The sequence below is a fragment of the Aquimarina algiphila genome (assembly GCF_007489275.1).
GTDB lineage: Bacteria > Bacteroidota > Bacteroidia > Flavobacteriales > Flavobacteriaceae > Aquimarina > Aquimarina algiphila.
The window spans coordinates 75,336-98,600 of sequence record NZ_VLNR01000046.1; the positions used below are offsets into that span (position 1 = coordinate 75,336).

Annotated in this window: 24 protein-coding genes and 1 pseudogene; 13 read left to right on the plus strand and 12 right to left on the minus strand. The window is 33.1% G+C overall.

All coding sequences use genetic code 11. From position 1 onward, the window contains the following. Window positions 1–27 precede the first annotated feature (27 nt). The 8 genes and pseudogenes from FOF46_RS19760 to FOF46_RS19795 all read left to right on the plus strand — a co-directional run bounded on the left by FOF46_RS19760 (window position 28) and on the right by FOF46_RS19795 (window position 9,538). The gene (locus FOF46_RS19760; protein WP_143917633.1) at window positions 28–1,710 is read left to right on the plus strand and encodes a CocE/NonD family hydrolase; all 1,683 of its coding nucleotides are present in this window, start codon (window positions 28–30) and stop codon (window positions 1,708–1,710) included. A 96-nt stretch (window positions 1,711–1,806) separates the two neighbouring features. Beyond that, window positions 1,807–2,394 (plus strand): HD domain-containing protein, encoded by a 588-nt coding sequence (locus FOF46_RS19765; RefSeq protein ID WP_143917634.1) that lies wholly within the window; start codon window positions 1,807–1,809, stop codon window positions 2,392–2,394. Between the two features lie 159 nt (window positions 2,395–2,553). After that, window positions 2,554–3,634, plus strand: a pseudogene (locus FOF46_RS19770) (NAD(P)/FAD-dependent oxidoreductase). 17 nt (window positions 3,635–3,651) lie between these two features. Then, on the plus strand, window positions 3,652–4,329 hold the full coding sequence (gene mtgA / locus FOF46_RS19775) for a monofunctional biosynthetic peptidoglycan transglycosylase (protein WP_143917635.1): 678 nt from the start codon (window positions 3,652–3,654) through the stop codon (window positions 4,327–4,329). A 95-nt stretch (window positions 4,330–4,424) separates the two neighbouring features. Beyond that, window positions 4,425–4,880, plus strand: a complete 456-nt coding sequence (locus FOF46_RS19780) for a 3-oxoacyl-ACP synthase (protein ID WP_143917636.1) — start codon at window positions 4,425–4,427, stop codon at window positions 4,878–4,880. A 289-nt stretch (window positions 4,881–5,169) separates the two neighbouring features. Next, window positions 5,170–6,975, plus strand: a complete 1,806-nt coding sequence (locus FOF46_RS19785; protein WP_244299672.1) for a CASTOR/POLLUX-related putative ion channel — start codon at window positions 5,170–5,172, stop codon at window positions 6,973–6,975. Window positions 6,976–7,129: 154 nt separating this feature from the next. Further along, window positions 7,130–8,461, plus strand: coding sequence for a CARDB domain-containing protein (locus tag FOF46_RS19790; protein ID WP_143917638.1), 1,332 nt, complete (start codon window positions 7,130–7,132; stop codon window positions 8,459–8,461). A 135-nt stretch (window positions 8,462–8,596) separates the two neighbouring features. Then, window positions 8,597–9,538 carry an alpha/beta fold hydrolase gene (locus FOF46_RS19795; protein WP_143917639.1) on the plus strand — a complete coding sequence of 314 codons (942 nt, stop codon included), beginning with the start codon at window positions 8,597–8,599 and terminating at the stop codon, window positions 9,536–9,538. Between the two features lie 4 nt (window positions 9,539–9,542). Here FOF46_RS19795 and FOF46_RS19800 read toward each other — a convergent pair whose 3' ends face one another. Together FOF46_RS19800 and recJ are read right to left on the minus strand one after the other, a co-directional pair. Then, window positions 9,543–9,896, minus strand: coding sequence for a hypothetical protein (locus FOF46_RS19800; RefSeq protein ID WP_143917640.1), 354 nt, complete (start codon window positions 9,894–9,896; stop codon window positions 9,543–9,545). A 60-nt stretch (window positions 9,897–9,956) separates the two neighbouring features. Then, the gene (gene recJ / locus FOF46_RS19805; protein ID WP_143917641.1) at window positions 9,957–11,642 is read right to left on the minus strand and encodes a single-stranded-DNA-specific exonuclease RecJ; all 1,686 of its coding nucleotides are present in this window, start codon (window positions 11,640–11,642) and stop codon (window positions 9,957–9,959) included. Window positions 11,643–11,770: 128 nt separating this feature from the next. Here recJ and FOF46_RS19810 point away from each other — a divergent pair, with 128 nt between their 5' ends. Further along, entirely contained in the window at window positions 11,771–12,361 is a 591-nt protein-coding gene (locus FOF46_RS19810) for a carboxymuconolactone decarboxylase family protein (RefSeq protein WP_109436407.1), read from the plus strand. Between the two features lie 58 nt (window positions 12,362–12,419). Here FOF46_RS19810 and FOF46_RS19815 read toward each other — a convergent pair whose 3' ends face one another. From FOF46_RS19815 to FOF46_RS19860, 10 genes are all read right to left on the minus strand, one after another. After that, complete coding sequence (locus tag FOF46_RS19815; protein ID WP_109436406.1) at window positions 12,420–13,073, minus strand: response regulator transcription factor; 654 nt, start codon at window positions 13,071–13,073, stop codon at window positions 12,420–12,422. Window positions 13,074–13,217: 144 nt separating this feature from the next. Then, window positions 13,218–14,000: a sensor histidine kinase gene (locus FOF46_RS19820; protein WP_143917642.1), complete on the minus strand. Its 783-nt coding sequence runs from the start codon at window positions 13,998–14,000 to the stop codon at window positions 13,218–13,220. Window positions 14,001–14,043: 43 nt separating this feature from the next. After that, window positions 14,044–14,754, minus strand: a complete 711-nt coding sequence (locus FOF46_RS19825; protein ID WP_143917643.1) for a hypothetical protein — start codon at window positions 14,752–14,754, stop codon at window positions 14,044–14,046. Between the two features lie 71 nt (window positions 14,755–14,825). Beyond that, window positions 14,826–15,482 carry a hypothetical protein gene (locus FOF46_RS19830; RefSeq protein ID WP_143917644.1) on the minus strand — a complete coding sequence of 219 codons (657 nt, stop codon included), beginning with the start codon at window positions 15,480–15,482 and terminating at the stop codon, window positions 14,826–14,828. Window positions 15,483–15,511: 29 nt separating this feature from the next. Further along, a complete protein-coding gene (locus FOF46_RS19835; RefSeq protein WP_143917645.1) occupies window positions 15,512–16,291 on the minus strand; it encodes a hypothetical protein in 780 nt (259 codons plus the stop codon). A 221-nt stretch (window positions 16,292–16,512) separates the two neighbouring features. Next, window positions 16,513–17,211, minus strand: a complete 699-nt coding sequence (locus tag FOF46_RS19840; protein WP_143917646.1) for a M50 family metallopeptidase — start codon at window positions 17,209–17,211, stop codon at window positions 16,513–16,515. Window positions 17,212–17,307: 96 nt separating this feature from the next. Then, entirely contained in the window at window positions 17,308–17,649 is a 342-nt protein-coding gene (locus FOF46_RS19845; RefSeq protein WP_109436400.1) for a HopJ type III effector protein, read from the minus strand. A 21-nt stretch (window positions 17,650–17,670) separates the two neighbouring features. Further along, complete coding sequence (gene rsmI, locus FOF46_RS19850; protein WP_109436399.1) at window positions 17,671–18,342, minus strand: 16S rRNA (cytidine(1402)-2'-O)-methyltransferase; 672 nt, start codon at window positions 18,340–18,342, stop codon at window positions 17,671–17,673. 61 nt (window positions 18,343–18,403) lie between these two features. Then, complete coding sequence (locus FOF46_RS19855) at window positions 18,404–18,748, minus strand: DoxX family protein (RefSeq protein ID WP_109436398.1); 345 nt, start codon at window positions 18,746–18,748, stop codon at window positions 18,404–18,406. 18 nt (window positions 18,749–18,766) lie between these two features. Further along, a complete protein-coding gene (locus FOF46_RS19860) occupies window positions 18,767–19,582 on the minus strand; it encodes a hypothetical protein (protein ID WP_143917647.1) in 816 nt (271 codons plus the stop codon). A gap of 172 nt (window positions 19,583–19,754) precedes the next feature. Here FOF46_RS19860 and FOF46_RS19865 point away from each other — a divergent pair, with 172 nt between their 5' ends. The 4 genes from FOF46_RS19865 to FOF46_RS19880 all read left to right on the plus strand — a co-directional run bounded on the left by FOF46_RS19865 (window position 19,755) and on the right by FOF46_RS19880 (window position 23,248). After that, entirely contained in the window at window positions 19,755–20,402 is a 648-nt protein-coding gene (locus FOF46_RS19865) for a thymidine kinase (RefSeq protein ID WP_109436396.1), read from the plus strand. After that, on the plus strand, window positions 20,395–21,507 hold the full coding sequence (gene alr / locus FOF46_RS19870) for an alanine racemase (RefSeq protein ID WP_143917648.1): 1,113 nt from the start codon (window positions 20,395–20,397) through the stop codon (window positions 21,505–21,507). The genes FOF46_RS19865 and alr overlap by 8 nt, the downstream gene beginning before the upstream one ends. 101 nt (window positions 21,508–21,608) lie before the next feature. Then, window positions 21,609–22,022 (plus strand): large-conductance mechanosensitive channel protein MscL, encoded by a 414-nt coding sequence (mscL, locus tag FOF46_RS19875; protein ID WP_109436394.1) that lies wholly within the window; start codon window positions 21,609–21,611, stop codon window positions 22,020–22,022. 233 nt (window positions 22,023–22,255) lie between these two features. Next, on the plus strand, window positions 22,256–23,248 hold the full coding sequence (locus FOF46_RS19880) for an aspartate-semialdehyde dehydrogenase (RefSeq protein ID WP_109436393.1): 993 nt from the start codon (window positions 22,256–22,258) through the stop codon (window positions 23,246–23,248). The last annotated feature ends 17 nt before the right edge of the window (window positions 23,249–23,265 follow it).

Consider the following 23,265-nt stretch of genomic DNA (forward strand, 5'->3'; position numbering starts at 1 on the left):
ACTCAAAAGAATTTAAACTCCACTATTATGTTACAAAGCACATTAAAATTTTTAATAATAACAGTCTTTATTTTTTTAGCAAGTAATTGTACCTATGAAGATGACCTTACCGGTAATCCAATACCACCTATCGAATACAAAATGTTAATTGAAAATGATGTCCAGATAAAAATGAGAGATGGTATCTTTTTATCTGCTAATGTGTATCGACCAGATGCAGAAGGTCAATTTCCTGTAATTATGTCTTTAGGTCCTTACGGCAAGGATGACTTACCTGCAGAATATGATCCGCAAGACGACGGTAATGTTCAAGTTTCAGAATATGCAGCGTTTGAAACCCCTGATCCTGCATATTGGGTAAAAAATGGTTATGTAGTTATTGCTGTCGACAGTCGAGGCACTGGTAAATCCCCTGGTACAGTTGTTCTATTAGAAAGTGGTGAAGCACAAGATTTTTATGATGCTATTGAATGGGCAGGAGTTCAGAATTGGTCTTCAGGAAAAGTTGGTTTAAATGGAGTTTCATATTTTGGTCTATCTCAATGGAGAGTAGCTGCAATGAACCCTCCACATCTTAAAGCTATTATGCCTTATGAAGGGTTCACAGATATATATCGTGATGCAACATATCATGGTGGTATCTCTAGCACGTTTATTGATCTTTGGTTTAATTATAGAATACTTAGTAATCTTTCCTCAGAAAACACAGGGTATAGACACTTGCAAAATGAAATTAATAAAAATCCATTGTCAACAGCACAGGTTTATCAAGATTTGGATTTAGGGAGCACGCTATCACAAATTAAAGTTCCTGCATATGTTGCGGTAAGTATTCAGGATCATGGGCTTCATACAAGAGGTACAATCAATGGGTTCCAAAAAATCGGATCACCTAATAAATGGTTAGAACTCTTTGGGAGAAAAAAATGGGAATATTACTATTCTGAAGACGCAACTTCGAGACAAAAAATGTTCTTTGATCAATTTTTAAAAGATGAAGATTCTGGTATTTTAAATCAAGCTCCTATTCGCTATGAATTGAGAGAAGCATTTTACAAAGGATCTGTTAAAACTGCCAGTGAATGGCCTATTCTAGGAAGAGAGTTAACCAAAATGTATCTCAATGCAGAAACAATGACTATGAGTACGCATCCCAATATTAATGAAAACACAACCTCTTATGATGCAACAGTAATTGAAGAACCAGAACTAATTACAGAAAAACAAAGGGTCATATTTAAGTATCACTTTAATGAAGATACGGATATTGTTGGAAGCATAAAACTAAATTTATTTGTAAGTTCTGATATAGCAGATGATATAGATTTGTTTGTAGGTATCCAAAAAGAGAACACTATTGGAGAAATCATACATTTTCAAGGGCCCGCTGAAGAGAAAGGTCAGATTGCTTCAGGTTGGCTACGCGTATCTCATCGTGCATTAGACAAAAACAAATCTACAGTAGAGATTCCATTTCACACGCATGATCATATCCAGAAAATTAGTCCAAACGAAATTGTAGAGGTACAAGTAGAGATATGGCCTACCACTGTTAAATTTAAATCAGGAGAAATATTGAGATTAGTGATACAGGGAAATGATATCGTAGAATCACAAGAAGAACATAAAGGAATATTAAACAAGGGGAATACCACAATTTATACGGGAGGAAAATATAAATCATACTTACAAATCCCGGTTCTGGAATAACTAAAAATACCTTATATAAGAGACCCCGAGCAAAATATTCGGGGTCTTAAATAAAGTAACCATTTCTTCAATAACAACATATATAAAGTATTCCTTATGATAAAAAGAGTTGAAGCATATTGTGAAAAAATATTACAAAAAAATTGTAAACAATTACCTTTTCATAATCTGGAACACACACAAGATGTAGTATTAAATGTGCTGCTTATTTCTAGAGAATTAAAACTTACTGAGGAAGAAATTGAATGGCTTACCATAGCTGCATGGTTTCATGATACTGGATATAGTATTTGTTATAAAAACCATGAAAAAGAAAGCATGAATATTGCCAAAAAGTTTTTGATTAAAGAAGGAATGTCAAAAAAACATATTGATACAATTTGCAATTGTATTGAAGCTACAAAAGTACCTCAAATACCTAAGACCAAATTAGCACAAGTACTTTGCGATGCTGATTTAATGCATATTGGAACTCCTTCTTTTTTTTATAGAAACCCATTGTTAAGAAAAGAATGGGGTATCTATTTCAACTACCATATCAATGATTTTGAATGGTATATGATTAATAAAGAATTTCTTGAAAACCATGACTTCTGGACCACTTATGGTAAAAATATCTTAGAGAAAGGTAAAAATAATAACTTAGAAAAATTAATCAGAATTTTAGGACACCATAAATTATAAAATTAAGTCTCTTAACCCAAGAACTTATATTGAAACATAGCCTTTACTCTTAGAATCTGATATACTCTACAACATTTCAGGAATAGCAAACAATATTAAAACAAGAAATAAAATATGTGAACATTTTTGACGTACTTTTGATCATATCGAAAGTAAAGCATGAACGAGACGAATCTTAGCTATTGGGAATATAAGACCTGGTTATCCAATATCAATTTTACCATTATAGGAAGTGGAATTGTTGGATTATCCTGTGCTTTAAGGTTACGAACCAAATTCCCTAAAGCCAAAATCTTGATTTTAGAACGTGGGATGTTACCCAATGGAGCCAGCACAAAAAATGCAGGGTTTGCTTGTTTTGGAAGTCTATCAGAAATTTTGGATGATCTCAATTCACATACTGAAGCAGAAGTACTTCGGCTTATCCAAAAAAGATATCAGGGGCTTCAGTTATTACGCCAACACTTAGGAGATCAAATTATTGATTATGTACAATATGGAGGATATGAACTTTTTACCACACATGACAAAATATTGTATGAAGATTGCCTTTCAAAAATAGAACAAATCAACAGCCTATTAAAACCTATTTTTAAAAGTGATGTTTTCTGCAGTAAAGAGAATATTTTCAACTTTAATAACATTCAACCAAAATACATTCTTAATCAATTCGAAGGTCAGATCAATACCGGGCAAATGATGGAAGCATTACAGCAAAAAGCACAAAATTCTAATATCAAAATTCTTAATAATTGTACCGTTACAAATTTTGAGGATAATAATACTGCTGTTGAAATAAAAACTGATAAATTTACATTTTCTACTCATAAATTATTAATTGCTACAAATGGTTTTGCTTCACAATTAGGAATTAAGCAAGTAAAACCTGCATATCAAAGGGACATTTCATCTTGATAAAGGCTATTATTACTTTAGAAATATAGATAACAGAATTCTATTTGGAGGAGGTCGCAACTTAGATTTTAAGACAGAAGAGACTACCAATTTAGGCCAAACCCAATTGATTCAACAGAAGCTAGAAGAGATTTTACATGAGGTTATTTTACCTGATACCAAATTTGAGATTGATCGTAGATGGAGTGGAATTATGGGAGTTGGAGATCAAAAAAAATCTATAATCAAACCATTATCACAGCATGTTTTTTGTGGTGTACGTCAAGGCGGAATGGGTGTTGCTATAGGGAGTCTAGTTGGCACAGAATTAGCAGATCTTTTATAAGTTAAATTTATTGAGTTATGCAAAAAACACTCCGTTTTATCGTTAAAAGCAGTATGGCATTTATTATACTAAGTGTCTTCTGGGTACTGATATATAAATGGATTAATGTCCCTGCCACTCCATTAATGGTCATACGAAAATGGCAATCCGACAATGAATATGTCATTAAACATCAATGGGTACAATTATCAAAAATTTCTACTCATTTACAATTGGCTGTTATCTGCAGTGAAGACCAACGATTTGTTGAACATAATGGCTTTGATAAAAAAGCAATTGAAAAAGCGATGGCCGAGCATAAATCAGGGAAACGATTACGTGGTGCCAGTACTATTTCTCAACAAACTGCCAAAAATGTATTCTTATGGCCACATCGCAGTTGGGTACGAAAAGGGTTTGAAACCTATTTTACATTTTTAATTGAAACCTTTTGGAGTAAAGAACGTATCCTTGAAGTATATCTTAATAGCATCGAAATGGGTAACGGGATTTATGGTGCGCAAGCAGCGTCACAATTTTGGTTTAATACCTCTGCCATTGCACTTAATCGAGATCAGGCAACTGCAATTGCAGCAATCCTTCCTAATCCAATAAAATTTCTAGCAAATCCAGCTTCTGGATATATTCAAAAAAGAAAACGATGGATTACTATACAAATGCGTAATTATGGTACTTTAGTGCTTAAAGATGAGTAAAAGGTCTATTTGAGATATTTGACGAACCCCCCTATGCTTAGCTACCCTCTTTATTTTCTATTAAAACCCAAAATTGATTAAAATCAGAATACATTATGATTGCTAACCGGATTAAATCAGTACTATTAGATCAATGTCAAAACTATGTAAATGAGCGATTACATCGTATTCAAAAAACCATTGAAGGTATTCAGGAATCTCTAACTTCTGAAACCAAAAGTACTGCTGGAGATAAACACGAAACAGGTCGCGCTATGTTACAATTAGAACGTGAAAAAGCAGGTGCGCAATTAGCAGAAGTGCAAAAATTGCAAGAAATTTTGGCAAAAATTACCCTTTCTTCTTCAGAACATATTCGATTAGGAAGCTTAGTGATGACTTCTCAAGCTCATTATTTTATAAGTATTTCTGTTGGAAAGTTATCTGTAGAAAACAAATCCTATTATGCAATTGCAGCCAACTCACCCATCGGAAAATTGCTGTTGGGAAAAGCTATTGGGGACACCTTTAGCTTTAATGGAAGTAAAGTTTTGATAGCAAAAGTCTATTAATATCAGCCGTTCTTAATAAAGAAATAACATAACCATAATCTCGGTTACCCCAGCAATTTATTTCTTTCATTTTTATTGTTTACTTTGGTAGTCATGAGATAATTACTTTTTGTTGTTATTAAAAACACCAACCAAAAACATTCTAACATATACCATGCAAGCAAATTTTAAAGACAAACTAAGGTACCGTTTTGAGAAGTATCTTAACCGAGGGGGATCCTCAATTTTCGTAAGTTTATTTGTAGTTTTTATAGTCCTATTCACCCTAATGGTCTTTTTAAGATGGATTATGATATCCCTATGGCCAGAATTAGCTTATACAGATAGTTTTTTTGATGACATCTGGCTTACTTGGTTACAGATGACTGATCCCGGTAATATGAATCAGGACAATGTTGCTCCAACCTGGTTAAAAATTACTACAATTTTATCGGGAGTTATTGGAGTAGTAATTTTATCGATGTTAATTGCCTTTATTACAACAGCCTTAGAAAAAGTATTCTACAATTTTAGAAAAGGTAGAGGAAAAGTAATAGAAGAGAATCATACCTTAATACTGGGTTGGAATGAAAGAGTAGTAGATATTATAAGAGAATTAATTCTGGCAAATGAAAGCGAAAGCTATGCCTCTATAGTTATTCTTTCTGATGAGGATAAGGAAGAAATGGACGATTTAATTGCTAAACGAATTCCAGATAAAAAGACAACAAGTATTATCACCACCACCGGGGATTATGCTAATATCAATGAATTAAAAAGGGTTAGTATAAAAGCCGCAAAATCTGTTATTTTATTAGCAAACTGTTCAGAAAGTGCTTTTCAGGATGAAAAAATAAATTCTGATGTCCAGTCAGTAAAATCTATAATGGCTATTATTTCATGTCAGGACGGGAAAAACGAATTACCAATCATTGCAGAAATTTTTAATGAGGATAAAAGAGAACTCATTGGTTATTTTCATGACGAAAATATTATTGCTTTGGACTCCTGGGAAATTATGGGTAAACTATTGGTACAAACCTCATTGACTAGTGGTCTTGAAATGGTATATAATGAAATTCTATCATTTGATGGTTGTGAAATTTATTTCTATGAAAGTAATTGGAATAACATCAGTTTTGGTGATTTGCCACTCCACTTTAAGGACGGAATTCCTTTGGGGGTATATAATGAAGAAGACGGAATGACACTTCGCCCTGGAAGAGATTACAAAATGAAATCAGAAGATCAGATCATTATTCTTGCAGAAGACGATTCAACTATCAATTTTGAAACACAATCGATTCATGAATTTTCCAAAATTGAACTAATAGACACCAAATTAGAGCAGGGTCAAAAGTCTATTCTAATATTAGGTTGGCATAGTGTAGCAGAGATATTTATCAGTGAATCTGCCGATTATCTTACAGAAGGATCTTCTTTTGATATCTATTTCAAGAATCCAAATGAGGAATTTATCAATCGTGTAGAGGAGCTCAAAACAATATATTCAGAATTTAAAATTACCCTAACCGATGCAGATCCGTTATTAATGGATAGCCTTCAGGCAACTAATCCATTTGATTATGATAATATTATCATTCTATCACAAGAGTTTAATGAACAACGAGCAGACAGAATTGATTCTGATACCCTGATTATTCTTTTACTCTTAAGAAAAATTAAAATGGCTACGCCAGATGTGCATACAAAAATTATCACACAGGTTCTTAATTCTGACAATCAGGAAATCATTACACAAACTGATGTAGATGATTTTATCATTAGTAATAAGTTAATCACCATGATTTTGGCACAATTGAGTGAGGAGCCTTTGATTATGAAATTCTACGAAGATATATTTTCTGAAGACGGAAGTGAGATTTATGTAAAGTCCATTCAATTATATACTAATCAATTTCCCCTTAAAACAACTTTTGGTGACTTGATTGGATTAGCCGATTTGCGTGATGAAATTTGCCTTGGAATTAGAAAAGGTAATCAAAGTAAAAATGCAGATGAGAATTTTGGGGTAACCTTAAATCTGGATAAGAACCAAGTTATTGAGTTGGATAAAGATGATTTTTTAGTTGTATTATCAGAAGATGAATTGTAACATCTTTCTTTACAGATTCATTTTTGAGGTAAAATAATAGGACCAAAAACATTGGGCTAAACTGTACTATTTTTCACACATTCTTAACATATAAATTCAGTTAATTTTTTTCATAATAATTAGATTTACTTACTAATCTTAAAACCTAATTATTATGAAAAAACTACTATTTATTTTATTATTATTTGGCATTAGTCTAAATAATTATTCTCAAGAAATTCAAATCATTGATGAAGTATTTGAATCTAATGAGGTTTGTAAAAAGAGTTTCAAAATTAGAATCAAAAATAACGATGGGAGAGTACAACGAGTTGATATCATCGTTACTAGAAATAAGCTTGAAACTGCTGGTGACAACCCTACTCTTATACCTATTTACCAACATTCTTTTAGACATAGAGCTAGTATTTATGACACACCTGTAATTAATGTTTCTGACTTTAATTACTATGATATTAAGGTTGTAGCTTATCGAAAACGTATTTCCAGCGGTGCTAGTTGGCGTAAAGATTTAAAATTATTTAGGTGTAATCTTGATGGTTTTAAGAAATATCTGCTCGAACCAAGGGGGGAGACAGAGGAAAGTGCTATAAGCAATCAATGTAAAAACTCTAATCCATTAGTAGAAAACATTAATCTATTGTCACCTGTACAGTTGAAAGTAGAAAGGGTTTACCGTATGAATATACGAGGTATAGGAACTTATTATTGGAATGTAAAGAGTGCCTCTAGTATTGCTAATCAGTTTTCACCTTACGCAACTGGAAGCCCCGAAGTATTTGGACCAATATCAATAACTTGTAATGATAATGGTGGTGGCCCTGATCCTGTAGATACTAGTGATTACAATCTACAACTTCTTGATTCTGATGTTTTTGTTTACAGCTCTTGCGTAACATGTCCTTCGCAATTAAACATATTAAACCCTAACTTTGCAGGAGGAACATTTCCTATCAATAAACATTTAATGACTACAGAAGGAAATACCGTTCAGACCCAATTTTTAATTAAAAATGTTGGTAGAACAGCATCTAAACCAACTAAAATTAATTTTTATCTTTCCGATAATTACAATAGTCTTTTCGGTATTAAGGCAAATAATAAAACAATAAATCTGCCAAGTTTAAAATCTGGTGATGAATTTATTGTTAATCCAATATTTACAATATCGGATTTCGGTCGTCAACCAGGTAAATATTATTTAGTAATTGATGTAGAACCAGAAAGCAACGATTCTAACAATAGTAATAATTTTGTAAGTATTCCTATGGAAGTGAAATCGGGTATTGGTAGAGGTAAAAATAGTTTTTTCTTGAACGAAAGCCCTTTAAACTCTTATATAGTAAGAGTTTACACATTTAGTGGTCTTTTAAAATCAACTCATTTAGTAAGAAATAGAATTGAAGAAAAAAAGGTCATTAGCAAACTACCAAAAGGTTTATTTATCATTAAAAACGATAAAGAAACATATAAAATAACTAATTAAAAGAATCTTCATAAAAAGACCTATCCAAAAAACATTTTTTTAGACAGGTCTTTTACTTTTTTTGATCAAATCTTCTAAGAAATAGCATACAAAAAGGATTTTAATTAAATTGCTACCTCATAAATCATGAATGCTATGAAAAAGATTTCAGTATTAGTCCTTATAGGGATATTACTTTTTTCGTGTAAACCTTATCAAAACACTGAAGTTAGAAAAAACCAGATCACCTATGAAGGTTTTAGGGCAGATCAAAGATTATACCCTACCGATGATGGTCTAATAAAATATATAGATAGAGGAAAAGGACCTGCAATTGTATTATTACATGGGGTTCCTACATCGGGTTGGTTATATCGTAAAATGATAGATCCATTAGTTGCCAACGGATATCGCGTAATCGTTCCAGATATGCTTGGATATGGATCGAGTGATTCTCCAGAGGGGTTTGAGATTTATAATGCAGAAAATCATGCAAAACGCTTACTACAACTTATGGAAGCATTAGGAGAGGATACCTGGACTCATGTTATGCATGATGCCGGAGGGTTATGGACCTGGGAATTAATGAAACAAGCTCCTGAGAAAATTGAAAACCTTATTGTCCTTAATACCATTATTTATGAAGCAGGGTTTTATCCTCCTGTACGTATGAAACCAGGTGGTCTGGCCAAGACGGCAATGTGGGGCTATAGAAATGGAGTAACAACTAATACGTTATTAAAAAACTTATTTGATCAGGGCCTAAAGGAGAATACCTTAAATCAATTAGATGTCGAAGGATATAAAACACCTCTTCTAGAAGGTAAAACCAATGCTATGTACTACTTTTTTAGTCAAACATGCAATGATTTACCTGATTACTCAGACGTTTTTGAAAATATCGATATTCCCGTATCTGTAATATGGGGAATACATGACACTATGCTACAATGGCCTCCACAACAGACCAGAGCGGCTAATGCGTTAAAAGTGAATAGTGAAGACATCCATTTTATAGATGAGAAACATTTTTTACAGGAAACCAAAGCAAAAGAAATTACATATAAAATTGTCAATTTCTTAACTAAAGAAGACTAAAATATCAGTTAAGAGGCAAATTATTCATCCAGTTTTGCAGCTCTACTTTATAGATAGTCCCATTAATGAGTTCCTGTATTTGAAGAAGTTCTTCCTTATTTACGGCAAGATCTATTTTATCCGAAGGTGTATTTAATAATAAAGATCTGCAATGTTGAGTATCTTTACATTGACTACAACATTGGGATTGAAGAGTGGTTATACAAGCACTAGAAAAATCTTTTAGCTCATTTAGAGAAAGTAAAAAACCAATATCCTTAAACACCAATTGAACTCTGGGTATTGAAATGTGATTTTCTTGTTTCCAAAAGAAAGAAATACCTAACTCATTACTGTAAATTTTATCTATAGCACTCATCCCGATACATATTTACATCAAAAATAACAACTATTTATAATAAATCTAAATAAAAATAAGTTAATTTATATCTTTCAGTTTTAATTGAAGTGATACTTCTCCATTCCATTCGTTTTCATCAATAGTATACGCCGTCTTAAAATATTGTTTCTGGTTAATTAGATTATACTTTGGTCCAAGACCAAAACCAATACATCCTATTGCAACTTCATTTTTTTGCGCTTTACATTTCAGATGTTTTTCATCTGCTCCCACACATTTCCCATATCCTGTATCTTTTACTCCTTCGGTCATAAAAACCGGCGTCATGTTTCCTGGACCATGCGGCCCAAATTGTTTTAATATCCTATAAAACCTGGGAGTAATTTGGTCTAATTCTAACAGCGTATCAATCGTGATCTCCGGAATTAGCATCTTTTTATCAATAGTTGTCGATACAACTTCTTCAAATTTATTTTTAAAAGATGGATACTGTTCTTCTAATAACGTAAGTCCCGCAGCATATTTATGTCCGCCAAATTGCTCTATATAATCAGAACAGGCATGTAAAGCATTATAGACATCAAATCCTTTTACTGATCGCGCAGAAGCTGCCAGTTTTGAACCACTTTTAGTAAACACCAATGTAGGGCGATAATATGTTTCTGTTAATCTAGATGCTACAATACCTATTACTCCTTTATGCCAATTTTCCTCATACACTACAGTAGTATATCGATCTTGTTCATTATTTTCCAGTATTTGTGCTAATGCTTCCTGAGTAATTTTTTTATCTGCATCTTTCCTATCGCTATTATAGGCTTCTATTTCTGAAGCGTATTGTAATGCCGTTTCAAGATTTTCTTCAGTTAATAAGTTTACCGCATGCAATCCATGTTTCATTCTCCCTGCAGCATTAATTCTTGGAGCGATCATAAATACAACGTCTGTTATTGTCAATGTTTCTTTTTTGACTTCTGATAACATTGCTTTAAACCCTATCCTTGGATTTGTATTAATGACTTGTAAACCATAATATGCTAGTATACGATTTTCTCCAGTAACCGGCACAATATCTGCTCCTATTGCAGTAGCCACTAGATCTAGATATGGTAATAAATCATTTATGGTTTGATCTTGTCCCTCTGCTATGGCTTGAATCAACTTAAAACCTACTCCACAACCGCATAATTCTTTATATGGATATTCACAGTCTTCACGTTTTGGATCCAAAACTGCGATAGCATCAGGAATTTTATCTCCTGGCCTATGATGATCACAAATAACAAAATCTATTCCTTTTTCTTTGGCATACGCTACTTTTTCGATCGCCTTAATCCCGCAATCTAAGGCTACAATCAAAGAAATATCATTATCATGAGCATAGTCGATACCTTTATATGAAATCCCATACCCCTCTTCATATCGATCTGGGATATAAGTTGCAATTTGTTCTGATAATGTTTTTAGATAAGATGATAATAATGCCACTGAGGTTGTTCCATCTACATCATAATCCCCATATACCATTATATTTTCACCTTCTGCAAGTGCCTTTTGGATTCTGGAAACCGCCAGATCCATATCTTTCATCAAAAAAGGATCATGAAGATCATCCAGAGAGGGCCTAAAGAATTTTTTAGCCTGATCAAAGGTTTCTATCCCTCTTTGTATCAGTAAAGAAGCTATAATAGTATCTACATTAAGGGCTTCAGCCAAATGTTGTATTGTTGTTGTATCCGGTTTTGGTTGTAGTGTCCATCTCATTAGTGCGGTAAATTCCGATATTAAAAAATCCAAAGTACAAAAAACATCTTGACCACTCTTGATTTGACATTAGTTTTGTATTTTGTCTCGCTTAAAATTTTACATTTAAACTCAAAACACATATACACATGGCATTAGTAACACCATTGTCTGCTGATCACGATCCAGAAACCAGAGAATTAGCAGAATTTTTTAATGAGACCTTAGGTTTTTGCCCCAATTCAGTACTTACCATGCAAAGAAGGCCAGCAATTTCTAAGGCATTTATTAACCTTAATAAAGCTGTAATGGCTAATGAAGGGAGAGTAACTTCTGCCCTCAAACGTATGATTGCCTGGGTAAGTAGTAACGCTACAGGGTGTCGATATTGCCAGGCACATGCTATACGTGCTGCAGAGCGTTATGGGGCAGAACAAGAACAGTTAGATAATATTTGGGAATATAAAACTCACCCTGCTTTTAGTGATGCAGAACGCATAGCGCTTGATTTTTCGCTTGCAGCATCTGTCATTCCTAACGCTGTTGATGATAACATCAAAAAAGAGTTATATAAATACTGGGATGAAGGAGAGATTGTAGAAATGCTAGGAGTGATTTCTTTATTTGGGTATCTAAATCGATGGAACGATTCTATGGGTACTATGGTCGAAGAAGGTGCTATCGAATCTGGCGAACAATATCTTGGTAAACATGGTTGGGAAAAAGGAAAGCATGTTTAAAATATGAATAGTAAACCTCGCTGATTTTAAAAACCTGCGAGGTTTATTTTTGATGGTATCACACCGAAATAATCTTCTCTTTTACAGCTTTAACAATCAATCCTGCTGTGTTTTTTACACCTAATTTATTCATTAAGTTTTTTCGATGTCCTTCAATAGTTCTAACACTTAGAAAAAGTTGTTCTGCAATCTCGGATGTGGTAAACTCATGAGTAATTCCTTCTAAAACTTCTAATTCTCTAGAGGTAAGATGATAATCTTTTCCTATAGCAGGGGGTTTGGTCGTTTTATGTTTTAGTCCTTTTAACAATGCTTCTGATACAAAAGAATTAAAATAAAAGCCTTTTTCATATGTCGATCGTATTGCTGTTTCTAATTCTTCTTGATTGGTATCTTTTAACAAATATCCATTAGCGCCTACTTCCATCAAATACGATATCATTCGTTCTTCTTTATGCATAGTAAGAATAATGATTTTAAGATCAGGATATCGCTCCTGTAGCTTAAGCGTTGCATCTACTCCATTCATATCTTCCATCTCCAAATCTAATAAGATAACATCTGGAACCACATTGTTTAGTTGTGCCAATAAATCTTTACCGCTAACAGCTTCTAATACCAAGGTAATCCCTGGCATTTTTTTTAATAATGATTTTATTCCTTCCCGAAATAAGTTATGATCATCAATCAGTCCTAGTTTTATAGTTTCCATGATCGTGTATAATTAATGTTATTTAGTCATTGCTGTTATATTCTCTTTACATCAACAACCTCGGAGCAAGCTCACAGGGTATGCTTCTGAAAATATATTTTGTTTTTGAGACAAGCCTAAGAGAATTGAACCCTCTATGAGGGATTAAATCGGTATCTCGACTTTAACCTTCATTCCTTTACTCTTATTTATAAATTGCGATGTTCCTGAGAGTACAGATAACCTACTTTCTATATTTTTAAGTCCCAATCCTTTTTTATGCAGCATATTTTCTCCTTTTAATCCTTTTCCATCATCTTCATATAGAATTACCAATACATTTTTGTCATTTTTTAATTGGATTTTTATCGTTGTTGCTTCTGCATGTTTTAGTGTATTTGTAACCAACTCCTGAACAATACGATATATATTGAGTTCTTTTGTTTTGATAATCGTTTTTACTGTATTATTTTGAAAACCAGCAGAAATTTTCCCAGACTCATTGATGGTTTGCACCAAACTTTGTATTGCCTCAATAAGTCCCAGTTTTTCTAAAACTACTGGTCTTAAATCCTGAGAAATACTACGTACACTATGGATCATATCGTCTAAAAAACCACTTGTTTTTTTAGCAATATCTTTAAGTTCGTCTGGAGGTAACTCTGGGGTGATCTGTCCAAAATACAATTTGGTTGTGGTTAACATCGCTCCCACATCATCATGCAATTCTTTGGCAATTCGGGTACGTTCTTCTTCCTGGCTTAAGATAGATGTTTTTAGTAATTCTTTTTGATAATCAGATTCTATTTTTTGATGTTTTTGTTGTTGTGCCAATAATCTACGTTGGTAGAGAATAAAGAATATAATCACCGATAAGGATAGTAAAAAAATCACTACCATACCAATGATTATAATCTTTAAGGTTATTTCTTGTTCTGATTCTACCATAAAGTGATTTTATAAACTAGCAAAGCACCATATCAAAATTAGTTTACTCAGGTGGCGTACAAGTTGGTGGACAAGGCTTTGAATACTCATAAATAAACTCTCCTGATTTCAATAACGCCTTCCCTTCTGTAAACTCTGGTAAAAATACTGTGGTAAACTTTCCTTTTGGATTAACTCCCCAAACCAGGTTTATACTCTTAGATCTACTTTCTAGCATATGCTCTATTGCTTCAGCAGGCATACTAAAATATTGAATACGTTCCCCATCATAAGCAACTGTTTCTTGCAGCGATTTTCCTTTTATTTTTTGTTGCCAGGTCAAAACGAAATCTACTGCATCACCAGGTTGTAAAACATGAGAAGCTACTGCTTTGGATAATGCCGTTGTTTCAAACTGTTTTGATTTCTCTGTAAATAGTTTATGCACTTCTTTTTGCACTGAGACTGGTTTTGCTAACACCCCTTTTGTAATATCCCCATTGGAATTCACCCCTGCTACCCGAATTTGTAGCTGTTCATCCTCTACTTCCAAAATAAAACGAACGGTAGATACATTAGGTAAACTTAAGGCTTGCTTTAACGCATCTTTAGAAATATTAAATCCATCTTCTGGATTGCCAAAAACCTTTTCTGGGTTCACAGTTTTCCAGTTTAACGTCAAATCTTGTTGCTCCAAGGTATTAGGAGTTTCTTCTTTTTGACAAGCCATAACTAATCCTAACAGGATTATAAATACTACATGATTTGTTTTCATAATTTTAGGTTTTAAAAGGTATATAAATATAATTCAAAATAAAGAGGGATATCTCCTCATCAATTGAAACTTTATGTATTCTGTTTCTTTGGATTTACCCATAATGCAATTGTATAGAAAATAGTAAGAACGATATTAACAATAGCATGAAGCCCCCAAAGGATTAAACTAGCTTCTGTTACTCCTTTAAATAAAGTATTATTCATATAAAACAGAATCAGGTTGCTGGAAAAATAAATCAAGAACCCCGAATTGATCCAAAACATAGGATTGCTTTCCAGCGTTCTATATTTTACTTCTTTTAATAATGCATAAAAATAACTTAATGCAAAAAAGATAACGATTAAGCCAGATACTGTAATAGCATTAGAATTAAACGTAAAGATGTTTTGAAAAAACAAAGTATTTAAAACACTAAATACCGCAAACATTAAGACTAAAACTAAAAAAAAATTCTTTGAAAATATTGATTTCAATTCTTCAGCATAAATCTTGGAAATAATAGCAAACTCTATTATTGTATATAAATGATATATTGGTAAATTATTTATTTTTTTATACCAAAAGAAAAGAGAAATAATCTCAACTAAAATTATAATTAATAGTAAATAGAATAAGACAATTTGTGTCTTATTCAATATTTTGAATTTAAATAGTGCAACTATAAATGGAAGCCCTACAATCAATAATGAGATTAATCTAATAATTTCGAACAACTCTTCACTCATGAAATCAATATTTTCAAATAATTATACGCTCATTCTTGTGTACAAGTTGGAGGACAAGGACTAAGATATTCGGCAAAAATCTCATTCGATGCAAATTCAAAAACTCCTTTAAGACCAAATCCTGATTTTTCTTTATTTTGAGACCCATCTATTTGAAATCCTAGTACCGGGGTAAAAGAAATCATTTCTTTCTTATTAAACTTATTCATGTCAATTCCGGGATAGAGACTAACACCCAATAAACTATCTCGTAACCCATCAATATACTCTACCATTCTGTCTATCTCAAAACGTTCTACACGTATTATAGATTCTTCATCTAATTGGTCTTTTTTACCCCAGCAATGAAACAGATCATCTATGATATGTATCTCAGCATCTTCCCAGTTTTTACAAATCATTTCTTTAAAGGTATCAGGCACAATCTCTGCAGCTATCTTTCCTCCTCCTATTTCTCTTCTTTCTCGTTCAATATCTAATTTTGTTTTAGGTTTTAGCTCATATTCTTTACTTTTATTTCCATCATATATTACTTTAAGAATGGGGCTAAATGTAAGTTTCTCTCGATATCCTTCTTTAAGTGATAAAAACACGGTGAGTTTTTCAATTTTTCCGATGGCTTTAAATTCTTCTAGGTTTCCTTGTTTCATATCAAAACGCGCTACGCGATGATATTGCCCTTTGGCTTTTTCAAATTTGTGAAAATGATGTGCTAATTTCAATACATCTTCTCTGCACCACTCTTCGGTTCTTGATTCGAAAATCTCTGGAGTGATTACTTCGTCTTTTTGTGTGATTACGTCTTTCATTTTGTGTTTGTTTAGTGGTTTACTAATATAAATACTAAAGCTAATCAAAAAAACGACTCATAACTAATTACCAACATGTTAACAAGTACTATATGGTATTAAAACACGTATTTACCACGGGCTTTATTTCTGACATTTAAGATATTTTATTTCAAAGTCTACCCTCACAACGTATGCATCTAAATGAATCTAAAATTAAAATGAAGTTCCAATCATAGTCCTTATTTCTTTAAATAATACCGATAACTTTTATATAACAGATAGATGGTAATCAAAAGAATTAAGATGGCCCACATCCAATAGACACCTGGCAAATGAGCTGCAATCATCTGTGTATCTGAATACTGGATTTTTCCATCACGTTCAAATTGTTTTGTAAACAAATATCCTATTTGTAAATAGGTACTCAACACACATTGTGTCCCAAGAAACAAAAGTGTAAACGCTTCAAGATTTCTTACTCTAAGAATAGCGATAAAAAACAAAATCGCAGCAAAAACACTCAAAATGATTAATGCTAACAGTGCATGAATCCAAAGGCACAGCGATAATACCATGATTATAATCAATAACCACAAGGTAATTTTGGAACTGACTTTGTCTCTGGCAGAAGCAATAAGAATAGCTCCTGAGATAGCGGGTCCTAATAACCCTCCTGCAGCAGTTAGTGCTCTGGCAAGCGTATATGGTAAATAACTCGATGAAACATTAGAATAGGCTACACCTCCTCCGTTCTCATAAATCTCCAGATAAATGAATTCTCCCCCAAGCAATAATGCGGTTAGTCCGTGGCCCATTTCATGAAACCAGGTCCCTAATAATAACAATGGATATTGTATATATCCAAAATAGGGTAGTTGCCATAGCAAAAAAACAAGCAAGCTAGTACCTATAACAGCAAGTAATGGTTTTTGTTTCAAACGTTTTATAGTTTAGTGTATAAAGCATTATTAAGTTGATAGAACGAAATAACGGTATTTAAAATTATAAAAACGTTTATAAATAACTTGGTGTTATTACTTTTTGAGTAATGCTTCACCTTCAAATGAAATTCCTTCCCATCCTGTTTTTATAAAGTTCCTGATATTCTGATGATCATTGTTTGTTGGAGTGTTTAATACATCCTGATAATATTTTCCAAAACAAGACAATGTCTCTTCTTCATTAAGTTGATGCAGTTTTGCAAAAGAGAACACTTTACAAGAGCCAGAATTCTCACCTGCTTGATTTGTGATATTACCATTGACAAATAACGTTGGAGTAAAATCGTAGTGAGTGTCAATCACAGCAATGGTTTCTTCAAATTTGACTGTTTTAGGTTCTTGTTTTAGCTTTTCAACAAATGTTGTAATTGTCATTATTAAATTTATCTTTTATTACTATTTATTACCTTCTACGATGATTACAATCTCACCTTTTGGAGGTTTATTTTCAAAATGTTGAGTTACCTCCTTAGCTGTCCCTCGAATGGTTTCTTCGTATAATTTACTCAACTCTCTGGATACAGAAACCTGGCGATCTTCACCAAAATATGTCATAAAACTACTTAGTGTTTTTACTAACTTATGTGGTGATTCATAAAAAATCATAGTTCTGGTTTCTTCTGCCAAAAATTTTAACCGAGTTTGTCTTCCTTTTTTTACCGGTAAAAACCCTTCAAAAACAAATTTATCATTTGGCAGTCCACTATTCACCAATGCTGGAACAAAGGCTGTTGCACCCGGTAAACATTCTACTGCTATTCCATTTTCTACACAAGCTCTTGTCAATAAAAAACCGGGATCACTGATCGCTGGAGTTCCTGCATCGCTTATTAACGCAATAACATCGCCACTTTTTAACTTCTGGATAACTCGATCTATAGTTTTATGCTCATTATGCATATGATGGCTTTGCATAGGAGTTGAGATCTCAAAATGTTTTAATAATTTCCCACTGGTACGGGTATCTTCAGCAAGAATCAAGTCTACATCTTTTAGCACATTAATAGCTCTAAAAGTCATATCTTCCAGATTTCCGATAGGTGTGGGGACAAGGTATAGTTTAGACATATCGTATATTAAAAACCAAATAGCAGTGCTTTTGGTAAATACATTTCATTTAAAGGATTAATTATGGTCTTACCTTTTTACCAATAGTATAAGAAATAATAAGAATTATGATTGCGTATATAGATAGCCCTATACCGTGTCCGGCATAATGATGTGCTAAACTTGCCAATACCAAATCAAAGAAAAATCCTGCATATGCCCATTCTTTAATCCATTTTATCCTATTGGTAAGGATAGCTGCTATTCCTAATAATTTAGCTACTGCTAACGGAATTACAATATATGTTGGATAATTAAAACTTTCAAAGAAACCTTTTATCATTTCTGTTTTAAAAAAATACATCTGAGCAGAATACAACATAATAGCACATAAAGCCACTGTAGCAATCCAATATACAATTTTCATATGTTTATAATTTTATATTTAGTGATCAAATTTACCAAGAACAATATCCATAAATCGTTCTTCATATTCATCTTTTCCTTCCCAGTTATGATAATCTGGTTTTATCATATTTGCAATGAATTCTTCTGCCTCACTCTTATTTCTTAATGTACTAAGTTGAGACAAAACACGATTATAATCGGATGCACTCCCTTCAAAAAGATATTTAATAAAAGCTAATCTATCGTTTAATCCGATATGAATCTCTTTTCTAAGTTGATCATTAAGTGATTTAGGTTTATCATCATCTATTTTATCAAATGGATCAGAACCTATAGTAGATATGCTTTCTTCTCTGTCATTTTTTTCATAGGCGGATTGAGATGATGAAGCATCTGAAAAAGAACTATGTTCTTCTGTTGGAGTTGTTGCGGGAACAAAAAGATCTTCGGTAACCCGGGCATTAATCTCTTCAATTACCAGTTCTGGTTTATGCTCTAAAGCAGAAATATCTTCTTTCTTTTCCTGTTCTTGGTTCTCAACCTGCACAGGCGGTTGGTCTAATTCTGGTTTTTCTTCTATTGTTTCTGTTACTACAGGCTCTGGCTCTATAATTGCTTTTATTTTTTGTCGCACTTCTTTTAATGCTTCTGATTCATCAGTATCTAAAGCTGTCTTAATCTGGCCAATGGTAGGTTGTGGTCCTGCAAAATGAGTTTCAGAAAAATTAAGGATAGTCAACTTCTCATACAGTATCCTTGCCTCTTCCTGTAGCTGAGGTAAAGTAGTTTTATCTTTAAGTTGTAGTATTCTATGAGCAATACTTATAAGCTCCGCTTCCAATTTCTTCTTCATAACTTTCTTATTCGTTTGTGATACTGCTTTTTGTTTTTTAATAAATTTACCTCATCTTTAGAGTAATACCAAATAAAGATATAAATGGGTGACTATGCTTTCATCAATCATTTTAAAATTCATTTGGTTTTAAGGAGAAGGGATTTCTTTAATTGATGCTGAAAAATACAAAATGTTTCTCGAAAATACAGTAAATCATAAGGAGCAATTTGGGTGGATAGAGGTAATCTGTGGTTCTATGTTCTCAGGTAAAACTGAAGAATTGATTCGCAGGTTAAAACGCGCTCAATTTGCTAAACAAAATGTTGAAATTTTTAAACCCGCTATCGATATTCGGTATGACGATGAAATGGTTGTTTCTCATGATTCAAATGAAATTCGATCTACTCCAGTTCCCGCAGCTGCTAATATTAGAATCCTGGCAGATACCTGTGACGTAGTCGGAATTGATGAGGCTCAATTCTTTGATGACGAAATCGTTGCAGTATGTAATGATTTGGCTAATAAAGGAATTAGGGTTATTGTTGCAGGATTGGATATGGACTTTAAAGGAAATCCTTTTGGTCCAATGCCGGCACTAATGGCTACCGCAGAATATGTAACCAAAGTACATGCTGTCTGTACCAGAACAGGAAACCTAGCCCAATTCAGCTATAGAAAATCTACAAAAGACGATTTGGTTTTGTTGGGAGAAACCGATGAGTATGAACCTCTTAGTAGAGCAGCATATTACAAAGCAATGCTCAAAGAAAAAGTAAAACAAATGGATGTTACAGATCCTAAAGAAGTATCCAAAAAATCACATAAATCTAATGAGTAACGTAAAAGAAACGGTTCTGGAAATTAATCTGGCACACCTTACTCACAATTTTAACTATTTAAAAAGCAAGGTCAATCCTAATGTGAAGATGTTAGCTGTAGTAAAAGCTTCTGGTTATGGTAGTGATGCTGGAGCAATTGCTAAACATCTTGAAAAAGTAGGAGCAGATTACTTTGCAGTTGCTTATGTTGCAGAAGGAATAGCGCTTCGTGAATCTGGAATAACAACTCCAATTTTGGTACTGCACCCTCAACCAGTAAATTTTCAAAAATTAATAGAGAACCAGTTAGAACCCAGCCTTTACAGCTCTAGAGTACTTAAGACCTTTACAGCAGCAGCAAACTCATTAGGTAAAAAAGAATATCCTGTTCATATCAAATTTAATACTGGATTAAATAGAATTGGTTTCTCTGAAGATGATGTCGATCATATTCTTGAAACTATTAACAATACTACTGCGATTAAAGTAGTTGCTCTTCTTTCTCATCTGGCTGCCAGCGAAGATCTCTCAGAAAAGGAATTTACTTTAAAACAAATTAATTCTTTTAAAAAAATTACTACAGAAATGAATGATAGATTAGGGTATAAACCTATTCTTCATCAATCTAACACTTCTGGAATTCTTAACTACCCTGAAGCACATTTTGATATGGTCAGAGCCGGAATAGGGTTGTATGGTTATGGGAATGATGCAAAATATGACCCTGAATTAAAACCTGTGGCTAGTCTAAAATCTGTAATTTCGCAAATCCATAATTTAGAATCTGGAGAATCACTAGGGTATAATAGAGCATTTATAGCTACAAAACATACAAAAACTGCCACCATCCCCATTGGACATGCTGATGGCATTAGCAGACAATATGGTAATAAAAAAGGATTCGTTACCATTAACAATACCCAAGCCTATATTATTGGCAATGTCTGTATGGATATGATCATGGTGGATGTTACTAATATCAACTGCAGAGAAGGAGATGAAGTTATTATTTTTGATACTAAGTATAGTGCATCAAAAGTAGCCGAAAACTCCGGAACAATTTCCTATGAGTTACTTACCGCTATTTCCCCAAGAGTAAAACGTATTGTTATCGATGATAATTGATTTTCATCGAAAACCTCATAGGAATAACACTTGTAATCTTAATCGATCTCTTATTTTTTTGTTAAATTAGACATCTACTAACTATCTAAATCTAATTAAACATGGGGTTTTTAAAAGATTTTAAATCTTTCTTATTAAAAGGTGACATTATAAATCTAGCTACCGCGGTAATCGTAGGTGGAGCATTTGGGAAAATAGTAACTTCCTTTACTAACGATGTATTAATGCCTCCTATTGGTTTACTATTAGGCAAAGTGAACTTTACCGATCTTAAATTTCAACTTACAGAAGCTGCTGTAAATGAAGCTGGAGAGGCAATTGCTCCTGTAACCATAAATTATGGTTCTTTTGTACAAACAGTAATCGATTTTATCATTATTGGATTTTGTATTTTTATGGTATTAAAAGCTTACGAAAGAAGTCAGAAAAAAGAAGAAGAGGCAGCTCCTGCACCACCAGCGGGTCCAACACAAGAAGAGCTACTTGCAGAAATTAGAGATTTACTTAAAAAATAATTTCTAAAAGAACATGATTTTTCTATAGCTACCGCTATACTACATATTCTAACTAAACCACCCTTGATCGGGTGGTTCTTTTTTACAAAATGTTATATATATAACAAATAATGCAAATTTTAGTATTTTTATATATAAACACTTGTCATATTAGAAATATTACGCACATTTGCCAGAGTTTAAAAGAGTTTATACGATTTTTGCATAAGCAAAAGCCAAAAATCAATCGAATTATGAAAGTAGCCGTTGTAGGTGCTACCGGACTGGTAGGAACCGTAATGTTAAAAGTATTAGAGGAACGTAATTTCCCAGTAACAGAATTAATTCCTGTAGCATCAGAACGATCTATCGGAAAACAAATTTCTTATAAAGACAAAACATTTTCTGTAGTAGGTCTTACTACTGCTATCGAAATGAAACCTGATGTAGCATTATTCTCTGCAGGAGGAGACACCTCTCTAGAATGGGCACCAAAATTTGCAGAAGCTGGAATAACGGTTATTGATAACTCATCTGCCTGGAGAATGGATCCTACAAAAAAATTGGTAGTTCCAGAAATTAATGCCAAAACACTTACAAAAGAAGATAAGATTATTGCTAACCCTAATTGTTCGACCATACAGTTAGTTATGGCTTTGGGACCATTACACAATAAATATAAAATAAAACGTGCCATTATTTCTACGTACCAATCTATCACAGGTACCGGAGTAAAAGCGGTACAGCAATTAGAAAACGAATATGCTGGTGAAAAAGGAGAAATGGCATATCCTTATCCTATTCACCGTAATGCGATTCCACACTGTGATGTATTTCAGGAGAATGGATATACCAAAGAGGAAATGAAATTGGTTAATGAGACTCAGAAAATCCTTGATGATCGTACAATTGCAGTTACTGCAACTGCGATACGTATTCCTGTAGTAGGAGGGCATAGTGAAAGTGTCAATCTAGAATTTGATAGTGACTTTAATGAAAACGATGTTAGAAAGGTTCTTAATGAAACCTCTGGGGTTACTGTACAAGATAATCCAGACACTAATACCTATCCGATGCCAATTTATGCAGAAGGCAAAAATGATGTTTTCGTAGGTAGAATTCGAAGAGATCACTCTAGAGAAAATGCATTAAATATGTGGATTGTTGCAGATAATCTTCGCAAAGGTGCTGCTACCAATGCAGTTCAAATAGGAGAGCATCTTGTTGAACATAATCTTATAGGCTAATAAGCATTATAATGATA